The sequence below is a fragment of the Myxococcus dinghuensis genome (genome assembly GCF_024198235.1).
In the GTDB taxonomy this organism is placed as follows: Bacteria; Myxococcota; Myxococcia; order Myxococcales; family Myxococcaceae; genus Myxococcus; species Myxococcus dinghuensis.
Genome location: NZ_JAKCFB010000001.1, coordinates 407,606 through 433,481 on the forward strand (window position 1 = coordinate 407,606; position 25,876 = coordinate 433,481).

Here is a 25,876-nt window from a genome sequence, read left to right on the forward strand (position 1 = left end):
ACGCCCGACTACCCCGAGCCGAGCAGGGCCCGGTCGAAGTGTTCGCGCAGCCGGCGGGCGTACTCGTCCGGCGACACGCGGGCATACTCCCCGTGCCCGGCGCCCTCGACGACCCACAGGGCCTTGGGCTCGCAGGCCGCGCGGAAGAGGCTGGCCTGGAGCTTGGCGGGCGCGTCCGGGTCCACGTCGCCGTTGACGAGCAGCAGCGGCCGCCCCTGGAGCTGGCACATCCCGTCGATGGGGCGCACCGCGTCCACGTCCACGCCGGCGCCGCGCAGCGTCCACAACACCGGCGCCGCGCTCAGCGCGCCCCAGCGGCCGTAGCCGGAGTAGATGTCCGCCTCCAGCGCGGGATAGGCCCCCGCCGCGGCGACCGCCTTCACGCGCGGGTCCTTCTCCGCCACGAGCAGCGACGTGGTGCCACCCATGGAGAAGCCGAACAGCCCGAGCCGCGCCGCGTCCACGTCCTGTCGCCGGGAGACGAAGTCCAGCGCGGCCGTCACGTCCCGGCGCTCGCGGTCTCCCCACGTCACCAGGTCGCCGCCGCTCTCGCCGTGGCCGCGCAGGTCGAACAGCAGCACGCCGTAGCCCGCGCGCGCCAGCGAGCGCGCCTCGAAGAGCAGCTGCGAGCGGTTGTCCGCGAAGCCGTGCACCAGCACCACCGCCGCGCGGTTGCGCGACGGCACGTACCAGCCCTTCAGCGTCAGGCCGTCCGCGCTGGAGAAGGACACGTCCTCCAGCCCCGCCAGCTCCTCCTGCGCCGCGGGGCGCTGGACGGGGACGTGCGGCGGGTGCAGCAGCCCCTGGCCGATGCGGTGGCCGCGCAGGGCGAGATAGCCGCCCGACGCCAGCGCGCCGAGCAGGGGTACCAGGAGGGCCACGAGGAGGGGTCGGGGTCGCGTTCGCACGGGAGTCGTCCAGGAGCGTCGGCAGCCCCAAGGAGCGTAGCCGAGAACGCGGGGGGACGAGGGCCACGTCCGCATGCTCACCACGCGACAGGGTCCGCGGGGGGCCCTGGAACTTGTGGCCTCAACCTTGGCGTCTCTCCTACATTGGGCTACGGTGTCCGTGCCTCGGGGGAGTGGGGCTGATGCTCGTTCCGGTACAGCCAGAAGCCACACCTCGAACCGAGCGGAAGCGCGTGCTGTTCACGCTCGTGTTCCTGGGCTCGGGCGGCATCGAGCGCTCCGTGTGCAACGTCCTGGCGGGGTTGGATCCGCGGCGTTTCTCCACGCGGCTGTTCTTCCACCACCGCCCGCCACCGGACCGCGAGGACCGGCTGCCGCGCAACACCCAGGTCTCCTGGGCGACGGACTCGTACGACTACCACCGGCAGAACCTGCCGCTCTACCTCTGGCACCTGGTGCGCCACGCGCGCGAGGCGGACGTCATCGTCGCCGGACAGGAGGGGCGGGCGGCGCTGCTGGCGTGTCTGGCGGGCCGCATCCTGGGCAAGCCCGTGGTGGGGATGATCCACTTCGACTGGGGCGCCTTCCACCGCGAGCAGCCCCGGCGCCAGCTCTGGGGCCTGCGGCTGCTCTACCCGCGCATGAGCCGCATCGTCGCGTGTGGCCACGACACCGCCCGGTCCTTCCAGGAGCTGGTGCCCGTGCCGTCCGACAAGCTCCAGGTCATCCCCAACTTCGTGGACGGCGCGACGGTGCGCGCGGCGGGCGAGGCCCCCCTGCCGGACTGGGCCGTCCCCATCTTCCAGAAGCCCGTGGTCGTCGCCGTGGGCCGCCTGGAGCCCCAGAAGGGCTTCGACGTCCTCATCCGCGCGCATGCCCTGTCCCGCCAGCGCGGCGTGGACGCGAACCTGCTCATCGTCGGGGTGGGGTCGTTGGAACACGAACTGAAGGCCCTGGCGGAGTCGCTGGGGGTGGCGTCCAGCGTGTTCATGCCCGGCTTCGCGTCCAACCCCCACGCGCTGATGCGGCGGGCGGCGGCCTTCGCGCTGTCCTCGCGGTTCGAGGGGCTGCCCATGGTGCTCCTGGAGGCGCTGGCGCTGGGCTGCCCCGTGGTGAGCACGGACTGCCCCTCCGGGCCGGGGGAGCTGCTGGCGCACGGCGAGCACGGGGTGCTGGTGCCGGTGGAGGATGCCCCGGCGCTGTCGGCGGCGCTGGAGCGTGTCGTCTCGGACGCGGCGTGGCAGCGGGAGCTGTCCCGGCGGGCCCGGGCGCGCGCGGAGGACCTGTCCTCGGAGCGGGCGTTGGGGGCGTGGGAGACGCTCCTGTCGTCCCTCTGAGGGGGCGGGGCCGCGCCCGGTGGTCCTGGCTGGCCGGGGGGAAGCCCGGACGGCCTCCGGGTGTTGTCTCCGGGTGGCCGCCGGTGGGCGACGCGAAGGCAAGGAATCCCTTGCCGGCCCCGGGCGGCTTCACGAGGATTCGCCCCCACCATGACGACGACGAACGAGACGCAGGGCCTGAACTTCCTCCAGGAGCTCATCGAGGAAGACCGGCGCGCGGGGAAGCACGGCGGTCGCGTGCTCACCCGCTTCCCGCCCGAGCCCAACGGCTACCTCCACATCGGCCACGCCAAGTCCATCTGCCTGAACTTCGGGCTGGCGAGCCAATACGGCGGCCTGTGCAACCTGCGCTTCGACGACACCAACCCCGTCACCGAGGACACCGACTACGTCGAGTCCATCCAGCGGGACGTGAAGTGGCTGGGCTTCGACTGGGACGACCGCAAGTTCTTCGCGTCGGACTACTTCCCGAAGCTGTACCACTTCGCGGTGGAGCTCATCCGCCAGGGCAAGGCGTACGTGTGCAGCCTGTCCGCGGAGGAGATCCGCGCGTACCGCGGTGACTTCACCACGCCGGGGCGTGACAGCCCGTACCGCAACCGCACCGTGGAGGAGAACCTGGACCTGTTCGCGCGCATGCGCGCGGGCGAGTTCCCCGACGGCAAGCACACGCTGCGCGCGAAGATCGACATGACGTCGCCCAACCCCGTGTTGCGCGACCCGCCCATCTACCGCATCCGCCATGCGCACCACCACCGCACCGGCGAGGCGTGGCCCATCTACCCGCTCTACGACTTCGCGCACTGTCTGTCGGACGCCCTCGAGGGCATCACCCACTCCATCTGCACGCTGGAGTTCGAGAACCGCCGGGTGCTGTACGACTGGATCGTCGACAACCTCATCCGGGGGGAGCGGCCGTACCAGTACGAGTTCAACCGGCTGAACCTCAACTACGCGGTGATGAGCAAGCGCAAGCTGCTCAAGCTGGTGACGGAGAAGTACGTCTCCGGCTGGGACGACCCGCGGATGATGACCCTCAGCGGCCTGCGTCGCCGCGGGTTCACGCCGGCCTCCATCCGCGACTTCGCCCAGCGCGCGGGCATCAGCAAGACGCAGCAGCTCATCGACATGGGCGTGCTGGAGCTGTGCATCCGCGAGGACCTGAACGAGACGGCGCCCCGGGCCATGGCGGTGCTGCGCCCGCTGAAGGTCGTGCTGGAGAACTACCCCGAGGGCCAGGTCGAGCTGCTGGACGTGCAGAACCACCCCCAGAAGCCGGAGATGGGCTCGCGCAAGGTGCCGTTCTCGCGGGAGCTGTTCATCGAGGCCGACGACTTCATGGAGGTGCCCGCCAAGGGCTTCTTCCGGTTGGCGCCGGGCAAGGAGGTGCGCCTGCGCTCGGCGTACTTCATCACCTGCAAGGAGGTCATCAAGGACGCCTCCGGCAACGTGGTGGAGCTGCGCTGCACGTACGACCCGGCCACCAAGGGGGGGGACTCGCCGGACGGCCGCAAGGTGAAGGGCACGCTGCACTGGGTGCCGGGCAACGCGCCCACCGCCGAGGTGCGCCTCTACGACCGGCTCTTCTCCGTGGAGAGCCCGGACGCGGATGACGCGGCGGACTTCACCACGTTCCTCAACCCCAACAGCCTGCAGGTCATCACCGACGCGCGCGTGGAGCCCATGCTGGCGGAGGTGGCGCCGGAGTCCCGCTTCCAGTTCGAGCGGCTGGGCTACTTCTTCGCGGACCCGAAGGACTCGAAGCCGGGCAAGGCCGTCTTCAACCGCACCGTCACCCTGAAGGACTCGTGGGTGAAGGAGCAGGGCAAGCAGAAGTAGCGCGTGACGCGCCTAGGGTGCCGCCTTCCTCGAGGGCGGCACCCGGCACGCGGCGTGGCCGAGGACGACGTCCCCGTCGACGGTGCTCGTCGGCGTGGGCGCCCAGCCAGCCGAGAGCCGGGCGTCGAGCAACTCATCCGCGCTGGGTCGACGGTCCCACACGGAGACCGAGAGGACTCCGCCCAGTCAGGTCGTGTCGAAGACGAGGTAGCACCCGTCTTCCCAGGGCATCACCACGTCGTGGGTGAACTCGTCCTGGACCACCACCTCCACCACGTCCCGCGGCGGCGTCGCCGCGAAGCCCCAGCGCACCACGTCCTGGAGCAGGTCGAGCGGCGCCACGTCCCGGGCGAGGGCCTCGCGTCGCGCGGGGGCCAGGGCGGCCCGGTCGTTCAGGGGAACCATGCCGGCAGAGGCTACCCGTGCGCGCGGGAGGGTGGGAAGCCCACCTGTCCACGCTCCACCCTCCCGGCGGGCCCGGGGGGGCGCGCCTGTCGAGCGCCCGCACGCGCGTTGAACGCGGCCGTCCGGCGCCCGAACTCACGGGAGAGGGACAGGCCGTCCCAGGGCACTGGAGGCCCGTGGACCATGGCGTCACGTGGCTCGCTTCCGCGCTTGTGGCCGTCGCCCACCCGGGCGGACGTGGAGGCCGTCGTCCATCTGGAGGACCCCGTCCTGCGCAACCTCCACGTCACCCAGACGTACCACCAGCTCCAGGTGGCGCTCACCGACGTGTTCGGCGAGGACGACGTGAGCTGGTGCGGCTTCGCCACGTGGACGTCGAAGACGGCCGGTGTCCTCATCCGCAAGGACGTGCTGCCGGAGTTGTTGACGGAGCTGATGGCGCGCGCGGACGCGTTGACGCGCAGCCTTGCGGAGCTCCAGGAGCGGCTGCTCGGGGCGTGGGGGGCCTCCGTCGTCGTGCCCTCCGTGCTGGCGCGCGCGCTGGACGAGGTGCTCGACGAGGTGTCCCACCACATGGCGCGTGGAAACCTGCTGGTGTTCGAGGAGCTGGCGCCGCTCTACGTGGACCTCCTGGAGCGCTTCTCCGGCCCCTCTCGGCCGGACGTGGCCGCGCTCGACGCGGTGCTCGCGAGGCTGACGCCGGGCCCGGTGTCCGAGGGCGGACAGGACCTGCTCATCCAGGCGGTGAGGCACTACCACGAGGCGCGCCTGGCGTCCGACGCGCGGGCCCGCGCGGAGCTCGTGTTCCTGGCCAACGCGCTGGTGGGCTACCACGAGCAGGCCCGGCTCCAGGGGCCCATCGTCTCCGCGCTCAACGCCCCTCTCAAGGAGGTCTTCCTCGACAGCCTGGTGTCCTTCGCCCACGCGGACGCGAACATGCGCGCGCGCGACATGTCCGAGTGGGGCCTGCGCGAGGCATTCAACCCGCTGGCCACCCGGCTGGAGCGGCTGTGGCGTGAGCTGGCGACGCGGATGTTGATGCGGCTGGAGCTGCCGGACGTGACGCTGCGGTTGGGGGAGGACAGCCCCACGCTCGCGGTGGAGCGGGACTTCCCCCCGGCGCTGGAGCGTCTGGAGCACCCGGAGCTGGTGGCGCTGATGGCCGCGCTGGGGCGGGCGCCGGACGACAGGGCCGAGCGCGGCGCGAGGGACTGGGGCAGCCTCGCGGACCGCATGAACCTCCTCGTCGACCTGTACCGCGCGCGGCAGCAGGACCGGCTCCTCTACGACCAGCCCTTCACCTGGCTCCAGGTGGACGCCTTCCAACAGGGCCGCGTGCCCCACGGCAGGCTGTGAGCCGCGGGCCCCGGGCCGGACGTGTCCGCGCCGGGGAGGAGCGGGTCAGCCGAGCAGCTTGTCGCTGATGAGGAAGCCCACCGTCATGGCGACGACGAGCAGCGCGCCCTGGAGCTTCGGCGGGGCGGGCAGGGGGATGTCGAGCACGCGGCAGCCCGCGCCGATGGCCAGGGCGAGGGCGAGGCCGAGCAGGGCGAGCGTCATGAGCGGGACCCCTGCGTCTGGCCGGTGGGGCCTCCGCAGTTGACCGCGTTGCGCGCGGGGCGCGAGGCCAGGACCTTGTCGGTGAGCGTGTAGCCGCTCGTCATGGCGACGACGAGCAGCGCGCCCACCAGCACCGGCGGCGCGGGCACGGGCACGCCCAACCAGCGGCAGCCGGCACCGATGGCGAGCGCCAGCAGCACGCCCACACAGAATCTCCAATTCACGAGTCGTTCTCCGGGGTGAGGGGACGGGGCAGGGTCGGCGTGGCGCCGACGAAGTGACGGACGGACGGAGGTTGCGCGGCCTGGTGGAGCGCGGTGAGCCGCTCCTGGAGCGCCTTCTCCTCGTGGGTGACGCGCTCGTGCTGGCGCAGGTGCTCCAGCCACGAGCCGACGACGAAGTACTCGAGGAAGCCGCCGGGGCGGGCGGTGTCCTCCACCACGCCCCACTGGACGGCGCCGTCGCGGCGGCGGGTGCGCCCCAGCCGCGCCACCAGTTCGAGGAACTCCGCGCGCCCCTCCGGGGCGATGGTGTAGTCCACCGTCACCAGCACCGGTCCCCGGTCGCGCTCCACGTCGTCGGACACCGCGGGCGTGGGCCAGTGGCCGGAGGGCGTGGTGTCGCGGGACAGCGCGGCGCCCACCCGGAAGCGCAGCGAGACGAGCGCGCCGACCACCACCGTCGCCGCCGCCACGGAGAGGGCCAGGGGCGTGCCGAAGCGCTGGGCGACCGACCCCCACAGGAGGCTGCCGCCGGCCATGCCCGCCGAGAAGACGACGATGTACAGCGACAGGGCGCGGGCGCGCACCCACGTCGGCACGGAGACGTGCGCGGCGGTCTGGAGGGAGGACAGGACGGTGATCCACGCCACGCCGCTGACGAACAGCGCGCCGCCGAGCACGCCCACGTCGCGCACGTGGGCCGCGGTCAGCATCACCGCCGCGTAGACGAGCGACGCGGCGAACACCAGCGCGTCGATGCCCAGCCGGGCGCGCAGGCGCGGGAGCACCATGGCGCCGGAGACCGCGCCCGCGCCGACACACGTGAGCAGCACGCCGTAGGTCCCCGCCCCCTGACCCAGCTCCTGGCGCACCACGATGGCGAGCTGCGAGTTGAGCGCGTTGGCGAAGGTGTAGAAGCACGCGGCCTTGACGAGCACCGAGCGCAGGTCGCTGGCCTGCGACGCGTAGCGCAGGCCCGCGCGCAACGCGACGCCGAAGGGCTCCGCCGGCAGGGTGGTGGTGGCCCGGGTGGAGCGCCAACGCCACAGCACGACCAGCACGCCCAGGTAGGAGACGGCGTCCAGCGAGAAGGCGGAGCCCACGCCGAAGCGCGCGACGAGCACCCCGCCCAGCGCGGGCCCGAGCGCGCGCGCGATGTTGATGCCGATGGAGCTGAGCGCCACGGCGGGGGCCAGCAGCGGCCGGGGCACCAGGTCCGCGGTGGTGGCGGCCTGGGCGGGCATGGCCATGGCGGACCCCATGCCCAGCGCGAACGTGAGGCCCAGCAGGCTCCACGGCTCGAGCGAGCCATGCAGCGCGAGCACCGCCGGCGCCACGGCCATGACCAGCATCCAGCACTGCACGGCGAGCAGGTAGCGCCGCCGGTCGACGATGTCCGCCAGGGTGCCGGCCACCAGGGCGAACACCACCGTGGGCAGGGTGGTGGCGGACTGGACCGCCGCGACCATCAGCGGCGAGCCCGTCTTCTCCGACATGAACCACGCCGCCGCCACGTCGTGCACCCAGGTGCCGACGTTGCTGGCGAGCACCGCCAGCCACATGGCGCGGAAGGTGCCGTGGCGCAGGGGCTCCCACGCGCCCACGGGGGGCGCCGCGGGGGCGGGGGGCGTCACCGCGACGCTGGCCTCAGAACGCATAGCAGAGGCATCCCAGCGCGCCCCAGAAGCCGGCGTCGTCGCCCGCGGGCGTCGCGTGGCGCGAGGCGTGGGTGTGGGGGTGCACCGCGCAGGAGGTGCCCGGCGCGTGCGCATGGGCCGTCGCCGTCAAGCGGGCGCGGGCCTGCGCGAGCGTGCCTCCCTGGTAGCCGCCGAAGCGGTTCACCGGCGACCAGTCCGGCATGGGCCGGGGCAACCGGGGCGCGAGCGGGCCGAACTCTCCGTCGCCGTGCACCACCCGGCCGCCCACCACCGTCAGGACGCTGGTGATGTCCTGGATGGCGGCGTCCGGCACCTGGAAGTAGTCGGAGGACAACACGGCGAAGTCCGCGAAGTAGCCCGGCTTGAGCAGGCCCTTGCGGTCCTGTTCGTGGGAGAACCACGCGCTGCCGTGGGTCCACAGGCGCAGCGCCTCCTCCCGCTCCAACTGGTTGTCCTCGCCGTACATGGCGAGGCCGCCGAGGGTGCGGCCGGTGACGAGCCAGTACAGCGAGACCCAGGGGTTGTAGCTGGCCACGCGCGTGGCGTCCGTGCCGGCGCCCACGGGCACGCCCAGGTCCAGCATCCTGCGCACCGGCGGGGTGCGGCGCACGGCGTCCTGGCCGTAGCGCTCCGCGAAGTACTCGCCCTGATAGGCCATGCGGTGCTGCACGGCGATGCCGCCGCTGAGCGCGCGCACGCGCTCGATGTTGCGCTCGGAGATGGTCTCCGCGTGGTCGATGAACCAGTGCAGGCCGTCGAGCGGGAGGTCGCGGTCGACCTTCTCGTAGACGTCGAGCACGCGGGAGATGCTCTCGTCGTAGGTGGCGTGGATGCGGAAGGGCCAGCGGCGCTCGGCGAGCACGCGCACGACCGCCTCCAGCTCCCCCTCCATGCCCTGGGGCAGCTCCGGACGGGGCATGCGGAAGTCCTCGAAGTCCGCCGCGGAGAAGACCAGCATCTCGCCCGCGCCGTTGTGGCGCATCATGTCGTCGCCCTCGCGGGGCGTGAGCATCTTCGTCCAGCGCTCGAAGTCGGCGACCTCGCCCCCCTTCTTCTGGGTGAAGAGGTTGTAGGCGATGCGCACCGTCAGCTCGCCGTCCGCGTGCAGCTTCTGGATGATGCCGTAGTCATCCGGGTAGTTCTGGAAGCCGCCGCCCGCGTCGATGACGGAGGTGATGCCCAGCCGGTTCAGCTCGCGCATGAAGTGGCGCGTGGAGTTGAGCTGGTACTCCGGCGGCAGCCTGGGCCCCATGGCGAGCGTGGCGTAGAGGATGAGCGCGTTGGGGCTGGCCAGCAGCAGGCCCGTGGGGTTGCCGGCGGCGTCCCGCTGGATGTGGCCGCCAGGGGGCTCCGGCGTCTCCTTCGTGTAGCCCACCGCGCGCAGGGCGGCGCGGTTGAGCAGCGCCCGGTCGTAGAGGTGGAGGATGAAGACGGGCGTCTCGGGCGCGGCGGCGTTGAGCTCGTCGAGCGTGGGCAGGCGCTTCTCGGAGAACTGGTGCTCGCTGAAGCCACCCACCACGCGCACCCACTGCGGCGCGGGCGTGCGGTCCACCTGGGCCCGCAGCATGGCCATCGCGTCCGCCAGCGAGCGCACGCCGTCCCAGCGCAGCTCCATGTTGTAGTTCAGGCCGCCGCGGATCAGGTGCGTGTGGCTGTCGTCGAGGCCGGGGACGAGCCTGCGCCCCTCCGCGTCGATGACGCGCGTGCCCGGCGTGGCGAGCGCGAGGATGGCGGCGTCGTCGCCCACGGCCTTCACCCGGCCCTTCTCCACGGCGAGGGCCGTGGCGTCGGGGTGGTCCCGGTCCAGGGTGGTGACGCGGGCGTTGTGGACGATGAGGTCGGCCATGGGCGAGGGGGCTCCCGGTGCGGAGGGAAGGGGGCGGGACGTGGGGTGGAGGATGCGGCGCGACGCGCCGGGCCGCATCCCCAGGATGGGTGAGGCGGAGCGGGGCTAGTGTCCGCCGCCCTCGGAGGCGTTGAACATCGTCTTCGCGTACTGGAGGCCGATGCCATAGCCGCCGGCGTGGGTGGCCGCGATGCCCGTGGTGAGCGCGTACGTGGCCCCGCGCGCCCAGTCGCGCTGGAGCTCCAGCAGGTACTGCACGCTCGTCAGCGGCGCGGCGCCGGCCTGGATCATCCGCTGCACCGCGCGCTCATGGGCCTCGTCCGACACGTCGCCGCAGGCGTCGGTGATGACGTAGGTCTGGAAGCCCTGGTCGATGGCCGACAGCACGGGGCCGACGATGCACACGCTCGTCCACAGCCCGGCGATGACCAGCCGCCCCTTGTCGAACCGGTTGACCTGGTCGGTGACGTTCGCGTCCTCCCACGCGTTCATCGTCGTGCGGTCCACGACCTGGGCCTCCGGGAAGACCGCCGTGAGCTCCGGGAACAGCGGGCCGGAGAAGCTCTTCTCCGCCACGGTGGTGAGCAGCGTGGGGACGCGGAAGCCGGCCGCGGCCTTGGCGATGAGCGCCGTGTTGTTGCGCAGCAACGCGATGTCGATGGAGCGCGTCGCGAACGCCATCTGCGACTGGTGGTCGATGAGGATGAGCGCGTGGTCGTCCGGGGTCAGCAGGTTCTTGCCAGGAGTCGGCTTGGCATTGGGCATGGTGTTTCCCGTGGCTGGGGTGGAACGCCATGGTGTCCGCGCCACGTGGAGTTGGAAACACCCGGAAGAGCCGTGAAAGACTCACCCGAACAGGGGATGTCTTCCGCGCTCAGTCCTCGCGGCGCGGCTCATCCGCGTGCGGGGTCTTGTCTTTGGAGGGAGGGAAGGCGACGACGCGTCTGCCGAACAGGCGCGCGTCCACCGAATAGGCGCCCGGACCGAGCAACGCGAGGGCGCAGGCGGTGAGCAGGCGGACGGCCGTCATGGGGCCGGGTATCCCAGGCATGCCATGGACTGCATTCAACAGGAGCAGGCAACTGGCGAGCACGGAGGCGGGTGTCAGGATTCCCAGACAGAGGCCCAGGCCCGGAATGGCCAGCCATGTCTGGGTCGACCAGGCGCCGGCGGGGTCGAGACAGAGCGAGCATGCAACGGACAGGCGCAGCAGGAGCAGACCGATTCCCGCGGCGCCCGACGGGAACATCGAGAAGAGACGTTGCACCCAGGCAGCGTAACCCCTGTCGCGCGTCTGGAATCAGGCTGCATCCAGGGAGCGGGGGCTCCCCAATTCGAGGGAGGACAACGGCGTGTCGTTGGTGGGGGGCCACGAGCCGATGCGCGCGTGGCGGCCGTGACGTGGCGGATGGTATCGTCGAGACATGACCGCGATGGACGCGAACATCCGCATCCTGGTGGCCGACGACCATCCGCTGTTGCGCGAGGGGCTCGGCGGAATGATTGCCGGCCAGCCCGACATGACCCTGGTGGCCGAGGCGGAGAATGGCGAGCAGGCGCTGCAGGCCTTCCGTGCCCACCAGCCGGACATCACGTTGATGGACGTGCAGATGCCCCGCATGGGCGGCATCGACGCCATCTCCGCCATCCGTTCGGAGTTCCCCCAGGCGCGCATCATCGTGCTGACGACGTACCGGGGGGATGCGCAGGCGCTGCGCGCCATCAAGGCGGGGGCGTCCGGCTACCTGCTCAAGAGCATGCTGCGCAAGGACCTGGTGGAGACCATCCGCAGCGTCCACGCGGGGCGCCGCCGCATCTCCGCGGACATCGCGTCGGAGATGGCGGAGCACATGGCGGACGACGAGCTGACGGCGCGCGAGCGCGACGTGCTCTGTCGCGTGGCCGCGGGCAACGCGAACAAGGAGGTCGCCGCGCAGATGGGCATCTCCGAGGAGACGGTCAAGACGCACATGAAGAACGTCCTGACCAAGCTGGGCGCCAAGGACCGCACGCACGCGGTGGTGATGGCGCTCAAGCGGGGCATCATCGACATCTGACGCCGCCGCGGGCGTGGGGCTCAGCGCTCGCTGATGGGCTCGGTGTGGGCGGGCGCCTCGCGCGTCATCTCCACCATGGTGGGGCGCCAGCCCAGCCTCGCGAACATCCGCTGCGCGGGCTCGTTCCTCGCGGCGGTGTGCAGCACCACGCGGGGGACGCCGAGCGAGGTGAGCCGGCGCATCATCTCCTCCGCGAGCAGGGCGCCCACGCCGCCCCGGCGGGCCTTCTCCTCCACCCACAGGTCGTGGAAGGCGCCGGCGCGGTCCAGCAGGGCGTTCCAGTCCACCGGCTCCACCCGGCCGTAGGCATAGCCGACCACCTGGCCGTCCAGCTCCGCGACGATGACGACGGCGTCCTTGCGCCGCGCCTCGCGCCCCAGCCACGCGCGGTAGCCGGACTCCACGTCGTCCGGGAGCATGAAGCGCTGGGCGTCGAACTCGTGGTGCTTGCGGGCCAGCGCGGCGCCCATGCGTCCCAGGGCGGCTTCGTCGGTGGCGTTCGCGGCGCGGATGATGAGGGGCATGGACAGGCTCCGGTGCGGGGCCGCCGCGCGGGGCGCGGGGCCGACGCGCCCCTCATACAACCGACGCGGCGAGGATGCCTCCGCGGCGTGCGCGGATGTGTCGGCGGGACGGGGCTTCCCCTGTCCGGTGGCGGACCCCTGGAGGCCCGCCGCTCCGGAAGACGACGCCCGGGGCTAGCGGGCGAACTGCGGCCCGCGGCGGCGGGAGCGGAACTCCGAGCGGAGCAGGTCCACCATGCCCGCGCCGGCGATTCCGAGGATGGCCAGGCCGCCGAGCGTGACGACGTAGCTGGACATGCCCGCGTTGCCACACTCGACGCAGGCGATGGTCGGGTCATCCGGCTCGAAGTGCACGGGCAGCTTCGTCCCGGTCGCGTACTTGTGCGTCAGCCGCTGGGCCTCGTTCAGCGCGCCCGTGTCGTTGCCGCCGAAGGAGATGGTGTCCGCCGTGTAGGGCTGGCCCGCCACCGAGTACGCGTAGCGGACCTCCGGGTGGAAGCGCGTGTTGCGCCGGCTGTGCATCGTCTCCACCGTCGAGGACACGACCGTGCCCTCGGCGACGGGCCAGCGCTGGCTCGCGTGGGCCCGATACAGCATGCGTCCGCCCCCGAACGCCAGCATCGCCCCGAAGAGCAGCATCAGTCCCGCCATCAGCACCTTCATCATCGCGCTTGGTCCTTTTCATCCGGAGCGGGCCGTGCCGCGTCCAGGCCCCCCGCGGGCTCGCGTGGTTCGCTTCGTGCAGTGCATGGAGCGCGCCACCCCTGTTCCGTCTCGGGCAATGCGTCCTGGCTGGGGCATTTCGCCCCGCGTGGGGCAAACCGCCCCACGGACGCCCGCCGCCTGTCACCATGCGGGCTCCCCGTGAACGGATATCGGGGGCAGACTGACCCACGCATGCCTTCCTTCGATACCGAACTGGACACCGCCCGCCGCATCGCCCGTGAGGCGGGCAGGCTCCTGTTGGAGGTCTACGCCACCCCCTTCGCCGTGGAGCACAAGGCGGGCGGCCTGGGGCCCGTCACCGAGGCCGACACCCGCGCCAACGAGCTCATCGTCTCCGCCCTCCGGCGCGCCTTCCCCGGCGACGGCGTCGTGGCCGAGGAGTCGGACAACGGCGCGGAGGCCCGCCGGTCCGTGCGCTGCTGGTTCGTGGACCCGCTCGACGGCACCCAGGAGTTCGTCAACCGCAACGGGGAGTTCGCCATCCACATCGGCCTGGCGGTGGGGGGCGCGGCGACGCTGGGCGTCGTCTACCGGCCGGTGGGAGACCGGCTCTACTCGGGCGTGGTGGGGCAGGGGGGCGAGGTGGAGGTGGACGGCGAGCGCCGGGTGCTGCGCGTGTCGGACGTGGCCGAGCCGTCGAGGCTGCGGCTGATGGTGTCCCGCTCGCACCGTTCGACGCTGACGCAGCAGGTGGTCGCGCGGCTGGGCATCACCCACGAGCAGGAGGCCGGGTCGGTGGGCATCAAGTGTGGCCTGCTCGCGGAGTCCGCCGCGGACCTGTACCTCCACGTGAGCGACCGCAGCTACCGCTGGGACAACTGCGCCCCGGAGGCGGTGCTGCGCGCGGCCGGCGGCGTCCTCACCGACCTGGGCGGCGCGCCCTACCGCTACGACGGCGTGGAGCTCCAGAACAAGCGGGGGCTGCTGGCCTGCAACGCCGCGGCCTTCCCCCAGGTGCAGCCCGTGGTCGCGGCCTTCGCGCGCGAGGCGGGGCTCCTCGCGTAGGCGTCAGCCCAGGTCGGCCGTGCGCCGCAGCTCGCCGAACAGGCGCGCCAGGTCCGCCAACTGGTAGTGCGCGTTGAGGCCGCTCGGGTTGGGCAGCACCCACAGCCGCGTGTCGCCCATCGTCTCCGGCTGGAGCCCCAGCTCCGCCTTGGGGCGCGCGAAGGCGGTGCGGTAGGCGCCCACGCCGAGCACGGCGAGGAAGCGTGGCTGGTAGCGGCGCACCTTCTTCTCCAGGGGCTTTCCACCGTCGCGCAGCTCGGCCGCGTCGAGCTGGTCGGCCGTCGCGGTGGCGTGGTCGACGACGTTGGTGATGCCCAGGCCCCGCTCGAGCAGTTGGGCCTGCTCGTCCGGGCGGAGCTGTCGCGGGGTGAAGCCCGCGGCGTGCAGCGTGGGCCAGAAGCGGTTGCCGGGGCGGGCGAAGTGGTGGCCCATCACCACGGAGTAGAGGCTGGGGTTGATGCCGCAGAAGAGGACGCGCAGCCCGGGGGCGATGATGTCGGGCATCGTGCGGCCGATGGCGGCGTCGAGCTGCGCGCGCGTGGGTCCGCGAGACGGAGTCATGGGGGGATATCGCCGCGCGCCCGGGACGAAGGCAACGACTTCATGGGCGCGGTGGGGGCGCTCGGGCGGCTGGCGGGGGGACGCCGGGTGGGGCAGGCTCGGCGTTCCGTCCCGCGTCTGCCGGGGCGGTCCACCCCGTGCTCCGAGGAGCCTGGCACATGCCGCACATCGTGACGCTGACGCTCAACCCGGCCATCGACGTGGCCACGTCCGTGCCAGTGGTCACCCCGGAGCACAAGCTGCGCTGCGGCTCCGTGCGCAGGGACCCGGGGGGCGGCGGCATCAACGTGGCGCACGTGGTTCGGGAGCTGGGGGGCGAGTCCATCGCCGTCTACACGCGCGGCGGCGCCACCGGGCTCCTGCTGGAGGAGCTGCTCGAGGACAAGGGGCTCCTGCGCCGCTCGATTCCCGTGGAGGGGTCGACGCGCGAGAGCTTCACCGTGGCGGAGGGGACGAGCGCCCGGGAGTACCGCTTCATCCTCCCCGGCCCCGTGCTGTCCGAGCGCGAGTGGCAGCGCTGCCTGGACGCGGTGGCCGAGGTCTCCGTGGGCGCCGCCTTCATCGTGGCCAGCGGCAGCCTGCCGCAGGGCGTGCCCGAGGACTTCTACGCGCGCGTGGTGAGGCTGGCCCGGCGCCTGGACGTCCGCGCCGTGGTGGACACCAGTGGTCCTCCGCTGGCGCTGGCGCTGGCGGAGGGCGTCTACCTGGCCAAGCCCAACCGCCGGGAGCTGCGGGAGCTGACGGGCGTGGCCGCCGAGGACGTGGCCACCCAGGCGGAGGCCGCTCGGGACCTGGTGGCCCGGGGCCGCGCGCAGCTGCTGGCGGTGTCCATGGGCGCGGAGGGCGCGCTCCTGACGACGCGGGACGGGCAACTGCGGGCGACGACGCCCCCGGTGGAACCCCGCAGCTCGGTGGGCGCGGGTGACAGCTTCGTCGCGGGGCTGACGCTGGCGCTGGCGCGGGGCCGGCCCCACGACGAGGCCCTGCGCTGGGGCATCGCCGCCGGCACGGCCGCGCTCCTCTCCCAGGGGACCGACCTGTGCAAGCGGGCGGACGCGGAGCGGCTGTTCACCCAGGTGACGGCGGTGCCCGTCTAGCCGCGGCCTCCGGCGGCCCCGGGTTGTCGCCGCCTCACCAGCCGGGGAGCGGCCAGGGGGAGGAGGGCTCCGTCACTCTTTCCTCGCGACAAGCAAGGCCTGAAACGGACAGAGTGCGCCCGCGTGTCCGCTTCCACACCTTTCCCGTCGTCCTCCCCCCGCCTCGGGCCCTGGCATTGGATTGCCTTCCTCGTGGGGGTGACACCCCTCGTGGTGTACGCGTTCTCCCCGCGCGTCGGTGACCTGGACCTCTACTTCAAGACGGCGCGGGCCTTCCTCGCCGGCGCGACGCCGAACCAGGACTTCCGCTTCGAATATCCGCCCTACGCGCTCCTGTGGTTCGTGCCGGCGGCGTGGCTGCGCAGCACGCAGTGGGAGTTCGTGCCCGTCTTCGGGCTCCAACTGGCGGTGATGGACGCGTTCATCAAGTGGGTGCTGCTGGTCGAGGGCGCGCGGCGCTGGGGGCGGACGTGGCGCTCGTTCGTGCCGTGCGTGGCGTACTCGCTGACGTCGTGGGCCGCGGCGCTCTACTACCTCAAGCGCTACGACCTCATCCCCGCCGCGCTGACGATGGTCGCGCTGCTGGCGCTGGCGCGCAGGCGCGACACGCTGGCCGGGCTGGCGCTGGCGGTGGGCGTGGTGACGAAGCTGTATCCGGTGGTGCTGGTGCCGCTGGCGGTGATGGTCTGCTGGAAGCGCGGCACGCTGGCGCGCCTGCTGGTGGGGCTGACCCTGGGCGTGGCGCCGCTGCTGCCCTTGAGCGCCGTGTGGCCGTGGTGGGGCTTCGCGACGTTCCACGTCGACCGCGGCCTCCAGGTGGAGTCGCTCGGCGCGTCGCTCCTGTGGGCGGCCCACCAGTTGGGGCTCGTCCAGGGCGTGTTGTGGATCCACGCGCCGGCGGCGTACGAACTGCACGGCGTGGCGGCGGCGGGCGTGCGCGCGGTGAGCCGGTGGCTGTGGGTGGTGGGCTCGCTCGGGATGGCCGCGGTGGGCATGTGGTCGGTGCGGCGGCGGCCGCCCGAGCAGGTGGAGGACCTGGCGCGGCTGGTGCTCGGGCCGCTGGTGGTCTTCATCATCCTGAACCCCGTGCTCAGCCCGCAGTTCCTGACGTGGGTGATGGGCGCGGCGGCGCTGGCGCTCCTGTCCGGCTCGCGCACGGTGCCGGTGCTCATCCTGGTGGCCGCCATCTGCTCGCGGGGCGTCTTCGTCGGGACGACGTACCGCACGGGCCTGGGCATCCCCCAGACGCTGCTCCTGCTGGCGCGCAACGGCATGCTGTTCGCCGCCGGGTGCCTGCTGCTGCGCGACACCCTGCGCCGCGTGAAGCCGAGCCCCGCTCCCGCCGTCGCTCCGGCTGCGGTGGAGTACCTGCCCTTGCAGGCCGCGGTGCTCCCCGAGGGCGACGGCGCGACTCAGCGGCGGTAGAAGACGCCGCCCTTCATCACCCAGCGCACCCGGCGCAGCGCGGTGATGTCGCGCGTCGGGTCGCCCTCCACGGCGACGAGGTCCGCCAGGAGCCCGGTCTTCACCTGTCCGAGGCGGTCCTCGCGGTGGAGCATGCGCGCGTTGCCGGAGGTGGCGGCCTGGAGCGCCTGTGCGGGCGTCATGCCGTACTCCACCATCAGCTCCAGCTCGCGGGCGTTGTCCCCGTGCGCGAAGACGCCGGAGTCTCCGCCCGCGCACATGGGGACGCCCGCGGCCAGGGCGGCGCGGAAGCTGGCGCGCTTCTCCTGGAGCGGCGCGGGCTCCGGGTCCACGCCCCGCTTCCATCCCTGGTAGCGGAAGAGGGCGTCGCCCGCGGCGAGCGTGGGGCACAGGAAGACGCCCTTCTGGGCCATGAGGCGGAAGACCTCCGGCGTGCCACCGTCGCCGTGTTCGATGCTCTCCGCGCCCGCGAGCACCGCGCGGCGCATGCCCTCCGGGGTGCTGCTGTGGACGGCCACGGGGCGGCCGCCGTCGCGCGCGGTGGCGACGATGCGCTGCAGCTCCTCGAGGGAGAAGGTGGGCCGCGCCTCGCCGCCGGGGCCCCAGCGGTAGTCGCCGTAGACCTTGATCCAGTCCGCGCCCCGGCCCATCTGTCCGCGCACGGCGCGAACCAGCGCGTCCACGCCGTCCGCCTCCTCCGCGCCCTGGGGGACGTGCCACTCGGGCGCGAAGCCCTTGGGGCCGTAGCTGCCGGTGGCCACGAGCGCGCGTGTCACCACCAGCAGGCGGGGGCCGGGGATGATGCCCTGCTGGATGGCCTGCTTGAGGCCCACGTCCGCCTCGGCGGCGCCCTCCGTGCCCAGGTCGCGCGCGGTGGTGAAGCCCGCCAACAGCGTGTCCCGCGCGTGGTTGGTGGCGCGGGCGATGCGCACGGTGAGCGGCTCCTTGAGCACCTGGTCGTTCCAGTTCGCCTCGTCGTACGGATGGAGCAGCAGGTGGGAGTGGCCCTCGATGAGGCCGGGCAGCAGCGTGGTGTCCGGCAGGTCGAGCACCTCCGCGCCCTCCGGGGCCTTCACGCTCGCGGAGGGGCCGGCGGCCACGATGCGCTCGCCGGTGACGACCACCGCCCAGCCCTCGTGGGGCTTGGGGGTGACGCCGTCGAACACGCGCGCGGGGCGCAGCAGGTACGACCTGGGGGACGGGGCCACGGGCTGGGCGATCGCCGTGGACGCGAGGGCGAGGAGGGCGAGGAGCAGGGGGCGCATGGGTGGGGTGGGGAGGGAGTGGGCCGGCGCGAGGATGATGGCCTGGAGGCGGGCGGGCCGTCACTCCGCTGCCCCGTGGACGGAGAGGCGAGTCCCGCCGTGGACGGGGCAGGGTGGGCCTCGTCGGGGTGCCGCGGGCGCGGGAGGGGGCTGGCTGTTAGACAGGGGGCATGGCGCGAAACGCAAGCGTGACGGCCCTGCTGCCCGTGGAGGCCGAGTTCCAGAAGGAGAAGGCGCAGGGCCTGCGCCGCACCGGGGAGAAGCTGGAGCAGGCGCTCGCGGCGCTGGCGAGCGCCGAGGCGGCGCTGGGGCCGGTGGGGGCCGCGGGACGGGCCACGCGCTTCCGGCGCTACACCGAGCTGCGCCAGGAGGCGGAGACGCAGCGCTGGTACCTGATGGTGCAGCGCGAGGCCTGTGGCGTGCGCAACCACACCGAGATGGACCTGCTGTTCCCGATGCCGCCCCGCATCCGGGAGTGACGCGGGGTCAGGGCGCGGCGCGCCAGGCGGCGACGGCGAGCAGGACCCAGCCGACGAGGAAGCCCATGCCGCCCAGCGGGGTGATGGCGCCGAGCGCGCGGACGCCCGTGAGCGCGAGCGCGTAGAGGCTGCCGGAGAAGAGGACGATTCCGACGAGCATCGCCCAGCCGGCGCCGGACAGGAGGGACGAGGGCCGGAGCGCGCCGAAGAGGCCCACGGCCACGAGTCCGAGCGCGTGGTACATGTGGTAGCGCGCGCCGGTCTCGAAGATGACCAGGAGGTCGGGAGACAGCCGGGCCTTGAGGCCATGCGCGCCGAAGGCGCCCGCCGCGACCGCCAGGAACGCATTCACCGCACCGAGGACGAGCCACCACCGCATCATCGAGCGCCTTTCATCGGAAGTCCGACTGATGCACGCTACACCGCCGTTGACGGAGCGTCCCGGCCGACGTGAACTCCGGGCCGCTCCCTCCCGAATGACATCCCCCACTTTTACTCCTTCTCCCCAGCCGCTCCCCTTCGAGCTGCGTCCGTCCTCCATCCAGGGCACGGGCGCGTTCGCCACCCGCCGAATCCCCAAGGGCAAGCGCATCATCGAGTACATCGGTGAGCGCATCACCCAGGAAGAGGCGGACGTCCGCTACGACGACGAGGCGATGGGGCGGCACCACACCTTCCTCTTCAACCTGGACGACAAGACGGTCCTCGACGCGGGCACGCTGCACAACGAGTCGCGCTACATCAACCACTCGTGTGACCCCAACTGCGAGGCGCTCGTCGACGAGGGGCACATCTACATCTTCGCCCGCAAGGCCATCGCCGTGGGTGAGGAGCTGGTCTACGACTACGCCTACGAGCGCACGCCGGACATGGGGCCGGAGTCCGAGTCGCTGTACGTCTGCAAGTGCGGCGCGGCCAACTGCCGGGGCACCATCCTCGCCCCCGAGAAGAAGGCGCCCGCCCGGAAGAAGAAGGCCTCGGCGAAGAAGAAGTCCGGCGTGAAGAAGTCGGGCGCCAAGGTCGCGAAGAAGACGCAGGGAAAGAAGGCCGCGTCCGGGTCCCGCGCCGCGAAGAAGGGCGGCGGGCGGAAGAAGTCCCCGGCGGGCGGACGCAAGCGTCCGGCGCGCTGAGGTCCCAGGTCTCATCGCGTCGGGCCCGGTGGGAGGTGCTCCCGCCGGGCCCGTTGCGTTGGGCGCGTATTCGCGAGGGGCGCTTCAGTCCGGGCTGTCGTTGCAGGGGGCCTGGAAGATGGTGACCGCGAAGGGGCTCGTCTTCTTCTCGAGGCTTGGAGGGGAGCCGCACACGCAGGTCTCCCTGCCCCACCAGATGGTGTGGGCCGCATCACCATAGTAGGTGGTGACATAGGCCGACCTGCAGAGCGCGGGAGGAACCTGCTCGCCCGTCAGGGTGGACGTCTGGGAAGAATCGCTTTCCGGCTCGGCGCCCCCACAGCCCGCGATGACACCCATCGTGCACAGCCAGACGGCAATGCCTTGCTTCATTTGCATGGTGCCTCCTTGCGTGGAACCCCGGTCTTGGGTTGTCTGAGTTTACCGGGCGCGCGTGCCGTCTTCCATTGCGGGCGTGGGGACCGTGCGAGGGTTCTCTCGAGATGCCGCCTCAATCACAGGGCTGGGCGCCCGTCGAGGCGAGGTCCATGCCGGTATGGGTTTGCGTCCGCGAGTGTCGTACCGGCTGTGCAAGGGTCGCAGGGGCCCCGGGGCACGGGTTCGGCGCTTCTTCGTGAATGACGACGCTCGGGTCTTCCTCCGGCATAGAGTGCCCGTCGTGAACGACGTCCTCTCCTTCCTGGTGGCCGGGTCCGTCACGCCCCCCGTGCTCGACTCGGTCGATGCGTGGTGGCGTCAGCACCTGGAGCTGACCCGGCGCTACTCCGTCCCCGCCGACCTGGCGTTGGCGGGGGGCTTCCGCGCGGACCGGCTCGGGTATGCCTTCGCCTCCGGCTACCACGCCGCGCTGCGCTCCCTGTTCCCCCGTCTCCCCGCGGACCGTCCCACCGCGCTCTGCGCCACCGAACCCATGGGTGGGCATCCCTCCGCCATCCAGACGCGCCTGGCGAGCGTGGGCTCGAAGTGGAAGCTCACCGGGGAGAAGTCCTTCGTCACCCTGGGCACGCGGGCCGAGCTGCTCCTCGTGGTGGCCTCGGAGGGGCAGGACCCCCAGGGCCGCAACCGCTTGCGGCTGGTCGTCGTGGACGCGAAGCGCGCGGGCGTCCACGTCACCGCGCTGCCCGAGCTGCCCTTCGTTCCCGAGGTCCCTCACGCGGAGGTGAAGTTCGAGGACGTCCTCGTGTCACCCGACGAGGTCCTCCCAGGCGACGGCTACGTCCGCTACCTCAAGCCGTTCCGCACGGTGGAGGACTGCCACGTCCACCTCGCCCTGCTCGGGTGGCTCCTCCAGGTCGCGCGACGCAGCGGGTGGCCGGAGCCCGTGCGCGAGGAGCTGCTCGCGCTCGTCATCCTGATGCGCGGCCTGTCGCTGGCGGACCCCGAGGACGCGACGACCCACCTCGCGCTCGGCGGGGCGTTGGAGCTGGCGCGTCAGGCGCTGGAGCGATGCGAGCCGCTGTGGACCTCGGTCGATGCATCCACGCGTGAGCGCTGGGCGCGTGACCGGCGCTTGCTGGGCGTCGCCGGGAAGGTGCGCGCCAAGCGGCTGGAGGTCGCCCGGGCCCGCATCGCGAGTGGTCCGACCGGGCCGTCCTCCACGGATTGAGACGAAGCCTCGGCGCGTCTCGCGCCACGGCGCACACGTGGGTCCGGCCGCGCACGTCGTCCCGCCGGCCACGAGGCGCTGCGTCCAGGGCGACGTCGCGATGGGCGACTCGCGAGCCAGCGGGCGTGCCGCAAAGTCCTCGGCCACGAAAAAGGGCCGTGGTCCTCGAGGGACCACGGCCCTGTCACCTCGACGAGGCGTCGCTCAGTAGCGCCCGCCGCCGACCGCCGAGACGATGGCGGAGAGGATGCGGTTCTCCACGCCCCACACGGCCTTGTTCACGCCCTTGACGCCAGCGCCGCGCAGGTAGTCCGTGAAGTCGTGCAGCGCGGTGGAGCGCTGGAGGCCCTCGCCGCTGGCCGCGAAGAGCAGCGGCGTGTTCGGCGCACCCGTCAGTCCCAGGTCGGGGCAGGCCTCGGAGAGCTTCGCCGGGTCGATGCCCGTGGCCGCCGACAGCATGGCCACCGTGAACTTGTGCACGTCCAGCTCGCGCGCGTTGGGGACCTTCTTCAGCACCTTCGCGCGCGTCTCCGGGTCGGTGGCCAACTGGTCCAGCGTCACCTTGGACATCGCGATGATCTGCTCGTTGGTGACCTTCTTGCCGTCCAGGATGGCGCGGCCCAGCAGCGACGCGGGGGTGTCACCCTTGATGCTGATGTCGTTGCCCGGCATGTTCTGCATGCGCTGCCAGATGGCCTGCACCGCGCGACCCACCTCGGTGTCCGGCCCGCCACGCCACGAGCCCGGCGTGGGCTGGGTGATGGCCGCCTGCACCGGCGCCGCCTTCGCCTCGAACGTGCTCAACTGCGCGTGACCCACCGCGGCCGTCTTCGTCGTCGCCGCTGCCTGCTGCGCGCTGGCCTGCGGCTGGAGCTTCGTAGCCGTGGAGAGATTCGAGGAGACGATGCGGGGGCCGCTGCGGATGGGGTTCGTGCTCAAGGGGGAGTCTCCAAAATCGACGAATCGCGGAATTATCGCAGGAAGCCGGTAAAGGTTGTGCCTGCCTGGACTCAAGGCCCGTGCAGTCCGCGCGCGGGCCGCTATGGTGCGCGACCATGAAGCGATTTCCCAATGAGTTCGCCGATCTGCTCACGCCCAAGGGCCGCCGCATCCTCGACGGCAAGGACGCGTCCGTGACAGGGGTGCTGCTCGACCCGGCTCGACGCTTCGTGTCACTCGCGGGGGTCGTCGACGTCACGAAGGCCACGCGGTGTCGCGACCTGCTCGATGCCGCACTGCGTGAAACGTTGGTGCCCATGGAGGACCCCATCCCTCACGACTCCATCTCCGGGATGACGATGAACTACATGGAGCTGCTGCCGAAGACGGTGCGCGTGCGCACGGCGCTCCTGGAGAACCGGCGCACGCGTTCGTGGAAGGCGGCGGAGCAGGTGGGGCTCGTCGCGATGCTGCACTCGGAGACCTTCGCGGCGTTCGCGGCGGCGGTGAGCGGCCGGACGCTGCGGCGCAACTGGGGCATCCAGGTGCTGTGCTACGGCCCGGGTGACTATTCGGGGCCGCACAACGACCACCACCCGGAGGAGGAGGAGGCGCGCGACGGCTACGTGGACATGCACCTGAGCCTCACCATGCCGGGCGTGGAGCACCAGTACCTCGTCTACGAGAAGGACGGGCACCTGACGGAGATGACGAAGGTGAGCACGGTGGGGGGCATGACGGTGTACCGGCTGCCCTTCTGGCACTACACGACGCCGCTGCTCGCCCGGCGGGGCGCCGAGGCCTCGTGCCGCCGGTGGGTGTTGCTGGGGACGTTCCTGGACGCGGCGCCGAACGCCCGGAAGGGCTCCACCGTCGCGCCGCCGGGGGCACCGGAGCGTCGCCTGGCGGGCCCGCGCGCGTGATTCGGGCGTGGCGGCGGGGCCGGTCGGAGTTAGCTTCGGGCGCACATGAGCCCCACCGACACCGATTCCCTGGCCCGTGACCTGCTCGACTTCATCGACGCCTCGCCCACGCCGTACCACGCGGTGCGCGAGGCGGCCCGCCGGCTGGAGCAGGCGGGCTATCGAGCCCTCGACGAGCGCGAGTCCTGGTCGCTGAAGCCCGGCGACCGCGTCTACGTGACTCGGGGCGACACGAGCATCGCCGCCTTCCAACTGGGCACCGCGCCGGTGGACCGCGCGGGCTTCCGGCTGGTCGGCTCGCACACGGATTCGCCCAACCTGCGACTCAAGCCGAACGCGCAGGTGGCGAAGAACGGCTACCAGCAGCTCGGCGTCGAAATCTACGGCGGCGTCCTGCTGCACACCTGGACGGACCGTGACCTGTCGCTGGCGGGCCGTGTGGTCACGCTGAAGGACGGGCGCCCGGTGGGCCACCTGGTGGACTTCCGCCGCTCGCTGCTGCGCGTGCCCAACCTCGCCATCCACCTGAACCGCGGCGTCAACACCGACGGCCTGAAGCTCAACGCCCAGGACCACATGGTGCCGGTGCTGGGCCTGGAGAGCGCGGGCGCGGTGGACCTGCGCACGCTGCTGGTGCAGGAGCTGGCCAAGGGGAACGTGAAGGCGGACGCGGCCGACATCCTCGGCTACGACCTGTGTCTCTACGACCTCCAGCCGTCCACGCGCTCGGGCGCGCATCAGGAGTTCCTCCATGCGCCGCGCCTGGACAACCTGGCGAGCTGCCACGCGAGCCTGACGGCGCTCCTGGCGAGCGCCGCGCCGCGCGAGGCGACCAGCGGCGTCGTCCTGTTCGACCACGAGGAGGTGGGCAGCCGCAGCGCGCAGGGCGCCGCGTCGCCGTTCCTGCGCACGCTCCTGGAGCGCATCACCCTGTCGCACTCGGACGGGCGCCCGGACGCGTTCCACCGCGCCATCGCCAATTCGTTCCTGGTGAGCGCGGACATGGCGCACGCCATCCACCCCAACTACGCGTCGCTGCACGAGCCGAAGCACCAGCCGCAGATGGGCCTGGGCCCGGTCATCAAGTCGAACGTGAACCAGTCCTACGCGACGGATGGCGAGTCCTGGGCGTTCTTCACCGCGCTGTGCCGCGAGGCCGGCGTCACGCCCCAGCACTTCGTCACCCGCACGGACCTGGGCTGCGGCAGCACCATCGGCCCCATCTCCGCGGGGCAGTTGGGCATCCGCACCGTGGACGTGGGCAACCCGATGCTGTCCATGCACTCCATCCGGGAGATGGCGTGCGCGGCGGACATCGCGTCCATGGTCGCGGTGCTCCGGCGGCTGTTCGCCTAGCGGCGACGGGTGGTAGACCTGTCCGCGTGACATGGATTCGCGCAGGAGGGCCCTGGTTCGGTGAACCTCCGTGGAGGAGGGGCACGGCTCCCCAGGTGTCGGCCCGCGCGCTGCTTCCCCAGTCGCGGGCCTGGCGCGCGCGGACGATGCTGGCGCGGGCCGCGCGCTGGCTGCGGCATCCCCGGCGGGTGTTGTACGTGGGCCGGCCCGGTCACGACCGCTGCATCGTCAGCGAGGACGGCGAGGGCCGGCGCTACCTCCAGTTCGGCTGGGACAGCGCGTACCAGAGCGTGGTGGGGCCGGGCGCGCCGCTGCGCCTGGAGCTGGAGTACACGCAGCTCATGGTGGCGGGACTGGCCTTCGTGCCCGACCCCCGCCGCGTCCTCGTGGTGGGGCTCGGCGGCGGCGCGCTGCCCATGTTCCTGAGGGCGGTGCTGCCCGGCGCGCACATCGACACGGTGGACAATGACCCGGAGGTGCTCGAGGTCGCCCGGCGCTACTTCGGGTTCCACGAGGACGCGAGCCTCCGCGCGCACGTGGCGGACGGACGCGCCTTCATCGAGGCGCCGGGGGACGCCTACGACGTCATCTTCCTGGACGCCTTCGGCCCGAAGGGTGTCCCCAGCGCGCTGGCCACGCGGGAGTTCCTCCTGGCGGCGCGCGCGCGCCTGGCGCCGCTCGGGGCCGTGGTGGCGAACGTCCACCGCACCCCCAATCCGCTGTACCCCTCCATGCAGGAGACGTGGCGCGCGAGCTTCGCGCAGCTCCACGGGCTCGACGCGCGGACGACGGCCAACCGCGTGTTCGTGGGGTTGGACCACGCGCGCAAGGTGTCCCGCGCGGAGCTGAAGTCCCGCGCGGCCCGGCTGGGGCGCGTGGCGCGCTTCAACGTGCGCGGCCTGATGTCCCGCAGGTTCGAGGACCGCTCGGTCCGCAAGGGCACGGCGACGCGCGAAGCCCCGGTGAGGGGCGAGACTCCGGGGCGGGTCGACCCCGAAGGGTGAGGCCG

The 25,876-nt window shown here is 72.2% G+C and carries 28 protein-coding genes; 13 read left to right on the top strand and 15 right to left on the bottom strand.

Features of this window, described 5'->3' with window-relative positions; all coding sequences use genetic code 11:
* Positions 1-8: 8 nt before the first annotated feature.
* Positions 9-908 (bottom strand): alpha/beta hydrolase, encoded by a 900-nt coding sequence (locus LZ198_RS01400; RefSeq protein ID WP_253970009.1) that lies wholly within the window; start codon positions 906-908, stop codon positions 9-11.
* A 182-nt stretch (positions 909-1,090) separates the two neighbouring features.
* Between LZ198_RS01400 and LZ198_RS01405 the strand changes: the two genes are divergently transcribed.
* Positions 1,091-2,245 carry a glycosyltransferase gene (locus LZ198_RS01405; protein WP_253970010.1) on the top strand — a complete coding sequence of 385 codons (1,155 nt, stop codon included), beginning with the start codon at positions 1,091-1,093 and terminating at the stop codon, positions 2,243-2,245.
* 150 nt (positions 2,246-2,395) lie between these two features.
* On the top strand, positions 2,396-4,084 hold the full coding sequence (locus tag LZ198_RS01410) for a glutamine--tRNA ligase/YqeY domain fusion protein (RefSeq protein ID WP_253970011.1): 1,689 nt from the start codon (positions 2,396-2,398) through the stop codon (positions 4,082-4,084).
* 186 nt (positions 4,085-4,270) lie between these two features.
* Here the strand turns inward: LZ198_RS01410 and LZ198_RS01415 are convergent, their stop codons facing one another.
* Positions 4,271-4,489, bottom strand: a complete 219-nt coding sequence (locus LZ198_RS01415) for a hypothetical protein (RefSeq protein ID WP_253970012.1) — start codon at positions 4,487-4,489, stop codon at positions 4,271-4,273.
* 183 nt (positions 4,490-4,672) lie between these two features.
* Between LZ198_RS01415 and LZ198_RS01420 the strand changes: the two genes are divergently transcribed.
* Complete coding sequence (locus LZ198_RS01420; protein WP_253970013.1) at positions 4,673-5,845, top strand: hypothetical protein; 1,173 nt, start codon at positions 4,673-4,675, stop codon at positions 5,843-5,845.
* Positions 5,846-5,890: 45 nt separating this feature from the next.
* Here LZ198_RS01420 and LZ198_RS01425 read toward each other — a convergent pair whose 3' ends face one another.
* The 6 genes from LZ198_RS01425 to LZ198_RS01450 form a co-directional block, all read right to left on the bottom strand.
* Positions 5,891-6,049: a XapX domain-containing protein gene (locus tag LZ198_RS01425; protein ID WP_253970014.1), complete on the bottom strand. Its 159-nt coding sequence runs from the start codon at positions 6,047-6,049 to the stop codon at positions 5,891-5,893.
* A complete protein-coding gene (locus LZ198_RS01430) occupies positions 6,046-6,273 on the bottom strand; it encodes a XapX domain-containing protein (RefSeq protein WP_253970015.1) in 228 nt (75 codons plus the stop codon). Before LZ198_RS01430 ends, LZ198_RS01425 begins: the two co-directional genes overlap by 4 nt.
* Positions 6,270-7,928 carry an MFS transporter gene (locus LZ198_RS01435; protein WP_253970016.1) on the bottom strand — a complete coding sequence of 553 codons (1,659 nt, stop codon included), beginning with the start codon at positions 7,926-7,928 and terminating at the stop codon, positions 6,270-6,272. Before LZ198_RS01435 ends, LZ198_RS01430 begins: the two co-directional genes overlap by 4 nt.
* Complete coding sequence (locus tag LZ198_RS01440) at positions 7,918-9,774, bottom strand: amidohydrolase (RefSeq protein WP_253970017.1); 1,857 nt, start codon at positions 9,772-9,774, stop codon at positions 7,918-7,920. The genes LZ198_RS01435 and LZ198_RS01440 overlap by 11 nt, the downstream gene beginning before the upstream one ends.
* A gap of 105 nt (positions 9,775-9,879) precedes the next feature.
* On the bottom strand, positions 9,880-10,539 hold the full coding sequence (locus tag LZ198_RS01445) for a hydrolase (protein WP_253970018.1): 660 nt from the start codon (positions 10,537-10,539) through the stop codon (positions 9,880-9,882).
* Between the two features lie 109 nt (positions 10,540-10,648).
* The gene (locus tag LZ198_RS01450; RefSeq protein ID WP_253970019.1) at positions 10,649-11,041 is read right to left on the bottom strand and encodes a hypothetical protein; all 393 of its coding nucleotides are present in this window, start codon (positions 11,039-11,041) and stop codon (positions 10,649-10,651) included.
* 157 nt (positions 11,042-11,198) lie between these two features.
* Between LZ198_RS01450 and LZ198_RS01455 the strand changes: the two genes are divergently transcribed.
* Entirely contained in the window at positions 11,199-11,831 is a 633-nt protein-coding gene (locus LZ198_RS01455; protein ID WP_253970020.1) for a response regulator, read from the top strand.
* A 20-nt stretch (positions 11,832-11,851) separates the two neighbouring features.
* Here LZ198_RS01455 and LZ198_RS01460 read toward each other — a convergent pair whose 3' ends face one another.
* Both LZ198_RS01460 and LZ198_RS01465 read right to left on the bottom strand, forming a co-directional pair.
* On the bottom strand, positions 11,852-12,355 hold the full coding sequence (locus LZ198_RS01460; RefSeq protein ID WP_253970021.1) for a GNAT family N-acetyltransferase: 504 nt from the start codon (positions 12,353-12,355) through the stop codon (positions 11,852-11,854).
* Between the two features lie 174 nt (positions 12,356-12,529).
* Positions 12,530-13,021, bottom strand: a complete 492-nt coding sequence (locus tag LZ198_RS01465) for a DUF3592 domain-containing protein (RefSeq protein ID WP_253970022.1) — start codon at positions 13,019-13,021, stop codon at positions 12,530-12,532.
* 231 nt (positions 13,022-13,252) lie between these two features.
* Here LZ198_RS01465 and LZ198_RS01470 point away from each other — a divergent pair, with 231 nt between their 5' ends.
* On the top strand, positions 13,253-14,086 hold the full coding sequence (locus LZ198_RS01470) for a 3'(2'),5'-bisphosphate nucleotidase CysQ family protein (protein ID WP_253970023.1): 834 nt from the start codon (positions 13,253-13,255) through the stop codon (positions 14,084-14,086).
* Positions 14,087-14,089: 3 nt separating this feature from the next.
* Here the strand turns inward: LZ198_RS01470 and mug are convergent, their stop codons facing one another.
* Positions 14,090-14,590, bottom strand: coding sequence for a G/U mismatch-specific DNA glycosylase (gene mug, locus LZ198_RS01475; RefSeq protein ID WP_253970251.1), 501 nt, complete (start codon positions 14,588-14,590; stop codon positions 14,090-14,092).
* Between the two features lie 215 nt (positions 14,591-14,805).
* Between mug and LZ198_RS01480 the strand changes: the two genes are divergently transcribed.
* Both LZ198_RS01480 and LZ198_RS01485 read left to right on the top strand, forming a co-directional pair.
* On the top strand, positions 14,806-15,744 hold the full coding sequence (locus tag LZ198_RS01480) for a 1-phosphofructokinase family hexose kinase (protein WP_253970024.1): 939 nt from the start codon (positions 14,806-14,808) through the stop codon (positions 15,742-15,744).
* Between the two features lie 192 nt (positions 15,745-15,936).
* Complete coding sequence (locus tag LZ198_RS01485) at positions 15,937-17,169, top strand: glycosyltransferase 87 family protein (protein WP_253970025.1); 1,233 nt, start codon at positions 15,937-15,939, stop codon at positions 17,167-17,169.
* Here LZ198_RS01485 and LZ198_RS01490 read toward each other — a convergent pair.
* Positions 17,157-18,434, bottom strand: a complete 1,278-nt coding sequence (locus LZ198_RS01490; RefSeq protein ID WP_253970026.1) for a metal-dependent hydrolase family protein — start codon at positions 18,432-18,434, stop codon at positions 17,157-17,159. The genes LZ198_RS01485 and LZ198_RS01490 overlap by 13 nt on opposite strands.
* A gap of 170 nt (positions 18,435-18,604) precedes the next feature.
* Between LZ198_RS01490 and LZ198_RS01495 the strand changes: the two genes are divergently transcribed.
* Complete coding sequence (locus LZ198_RS01495) at positions 18,605-18,913, top strand: hypothetical protein (RefSeq protein WP_253970027.1); 309 nt, start codon at positions 18,605-18,607, stop codon at positions 18,911-18,913.
* Positions 18,914-18,920: 7 nt separating this feature from the next.
* On the opposite strand, the gene LZ198_RS01500 is transcribed toward LZ198_RS01495, so the two are convergent.
* Positions 18,921-19,295: a DUF423 domain-containing protein gene (locus tag LZ198_RS01500; protein WP_253970028.1), complete on the bottom strand. Its 375-nt coding sequence runs from the start codon at positions 19,293-19,295 to the stop codon at positions 18,921-18,923.
* Between the two features lie 94 nt (positions 19,296-19,389).
* On the opposite strand from LZ198_RS01500, the gene LZ198_RS01505 reads away from it, so the two are divergent.
* Complete coding sequence (locus tag LZ198_RS01505; RefSeq protein ID WP_253970029.1) at positions 19,390-20,043, top strand: SET domain-containing protein; 654 nt, start codon at positions 19,390-19,392, stop codon at positions 20,041-20,043.
* Between the two features lie 84 nt (positions 20,044-20,127).
* Here the strand turns inward: LZ198_RS01505 and LZ198_RS01510 are convergent, their stop codons facing one another.
* Complete coding sequence (locus LZ198_RS01510; RefSeq protein ID WP_253970030.1) at positions 20,128-20,415, bottom strand: hypothetical protein; 288 nt, start codon at positions 20,413-20,415, stop codon at positions 20,128-20,130.
* Between the two features lie 286 nt (positions 20,416-20,701).
* Between LZ198_RS01510 and LZ198_RS01515 the strand changes: the two genes are divergently transcribed.
* Entirely contained in the window at positions 20,702-21,649 is a 948-nt protein-coding gene (locus LZ198_RS01515; protein WP_253970031.1) for an acyl-CoA dehydrogenase family protein, read from the top strand.
* A gap of 204 nt (positions 21,650-21,853) precedes the next feature.
* Here the strand turns inward: LZ198_RS01515 and LZ198_RS01520 are convergent, their stop codons facing one another.
* Positions 21,854-22,588, bottom strand: a complete 735-nt coding sequence (locus tag LZ198_RS01520; protein ID WP_253970032.1) for a hypothetical protein — start codon at positions 22,586-22,588, stop codon at positions 21,854-21,856.
* Between the two features lie 116 nt (positions 22,589-22,704).
* On the opposite strand from LZ198_RS01520, the gene LZ198_RS01525 reads away from it, so the two are divergent.
* The 3 genes from LZ198_RS01525 to LZ198_RS01535 all read left to right on the top strand — a co-directional run bounded on the left by LZ198_RS01525 (position 22,705) and on the right by LZ198_RS01535 (position 25,871).
* Complete coding sequence (locus LZ198_RS01525; protein WP_253970033.1) at positions 22,705-23,511, top strand: hypothetical protein; 807 nt, start codon at positions 22,705-22,707, stop codon at positions 23,509-23,511.
* A 45-nt stretch (positions 23,512-23,556) separates the two neighbouring features.
* Entirely contained in the window at positions 23,557-24,867 is a 1,311-nt protein-coding gene (locus tag LZ198_RS01530) for a M18 family aminopeptidase (protein ID WP_253970034.1), read from the top strand.
* A 95-nt stretch (positions 24,868-24,962) separates the two neighbouring features.
* Positions 24,963-25,871 (top strand): spermidine synthase, encoded by a 909-nt coding sequence (locus LZ198_RS01535; protein ID WP_253970035.1) that lies wholly within the window; start codon positions 24,963-24,965, stop codon positions 25,869-25,871.
* Positions 25,872-25,876: the final 5 nt, after the last annotated feature.